Below are 1,843 nucleotides of genomic sequence, written 5' to 3'. Positions count from 1 at the left end.
CATAGTAATTCTGTGTTCATAGTTTTGAGTTATTAGTGAAGCCAGCGCGGCCGAAGGATCTGCCTACAGAAGTCGACTTACCTCGTGCCCGTAGGCAGAGGGTTCCACCCCTCGCTGATCAACCCCGTGCTAGCCCTCGTGCAAGCCGTAGAAGGATCTACCTAAATGAGTAATGTACTGCTTGAATCAAGTACTCCCCCGCTAAAAAAAAGGCCGAGCAGTGGATCACTGATCGGCCTTTGCATTCCCTTTAGACTATGCGCTAGAAGTCTTCCCAGTCATCATCATCGTTTGAGTTATCACCACTGTATTTGATCACCTGATCTTCTGTCGGAGCAATACCGGTATCCATCGGCACCGAAGTCGTTTGCTGTGGAGCTTGGCTGACAGAACGAGTCGGTGCAGGCGCTGATGTAGGTGCTGAAGCAGGCGCGCTAAATATTGCGGCCTGGTGATTCCCCACTCTGAAGAAGCTAACCATCTGATTCAAGGCTGATGCTTGCTCACTCAAAGCCTCACTAGAGGCACTTGCCTCTTCAACCAAGGCTGCGTTTTGCTGGGTCATATCATCCATTTGCATGACTGCTTGGTTAATCTGCCCAATACCATCATTCTGCTCGGCTGCTGCCGTGGCAATTTCTTCTACTCTTACAGCAACCTCTTCAACTGACTTCACGATATCCGCAAGTGTCTGGCCAGAATCATTTACAAGCTGAGAGCCCGTTTCAACCTTATTGACGCTTTCACGAATCAGGTCTTTGATCTCTTTCGCTGCCGTCGCAGAACGTTGAGATAAGGTTCTAACCTCACCTGCCACCACTGCAAATCCTCGACCATGCTCACCCGCTCTAGCGGCCTCAACGGCTGCGTTAAGCGCTAGCAAGTTAGTCTGGAACGCAATCTCATCAATGACACCAATAATGTCGTTAATCTTATGACTCGAAGCGAGTATTTCTTTCATTGCTCCCACTGCGCCATGAACAACCTCACCACCTGCAACCGCTTTCAATTTAGCGTCGCTAGTGACTGTATTTGCCTGTGAAGCATTCCCGGCACTTTCTTTAACCGTGCTGGTAATCTCTTCCATGCTCGCTGCAGTTTCTTCAAGAGAACTCGCCTGAGACTCTGTGCGCGCACTTAGATCAGCGTTACCTTGCGATATTTCGTTCGCGGCTTCGTGAACCATCGACGTGGATTCACGAATCTGCGTAATGATCTCGGTAAGTTTGGTCACCGTCGCATTCACATCTGTCTTAACCTTACCGAAAGATCCTCGGTATTCACTGCTAATTGTCTTGGTCAAATCACCCTCTGATAATGCAGACAGAACTTCACCCACATCAGCTAAGAAGGAGTCTGCACTTCCAACAGTCTGGTTCAAACCTTCTGCTAACTTAGCAAAGAAGCCTGTTTTACCTTCAGGGTCCAGACGCTTGGACAGATCACCATTTGCCGCCGCAAAAACAAGTCGGTCGATTTCTTGTTCGATAGCGACTTCGTTAGTTCGGTCAGCCCACTCAACAACCGTACCAATACGTTCGTTATCGTCGTTTGTAATAGGGTTCACAACCAAGTCCATATTACGGCCACCAATATTCAGACTTGCCGAATACTCACTCGTCAGGCTCTCTAACAATTGTTTCTGATGCGAGGGGTTCTTATGGAAGACATCAATACTGCTTCCTAACAAGGTATTGACGTTGAAATTACCCAGGTCTTTTTGAATGTCACTTTCTGCATTTCGCAAGGTCGATATCACTGCATCATTCATGTAGATAATATCGCGGTCGGCATTGGCCACCATGACATTTGCCGAAACACTATCCAAGGCTTGCTTGATACG

General features: G+C 48.1%; 1 protein-coding gene. It reads right to left on the bottom strand.

Features of this window, described 5'->3' with window-relative positions:
• Window positions 1-262: 262 nt before the first annotated feature.
• A partial coding sequence (locus A3766_RS17515) for a methyl-accepting chemotaxis protein (protein ID WP_231882914.1) occupies window positions 263-1,843 on the bottom strand: 1,581 nt, incomplete at its 5' end.

Source organism: Oleiphilus sp. HI0132 (genome assembly GCF_001635845.1).
This window is presented reverse-complemented; position numbering and strand designations above follow the sequence as displayed.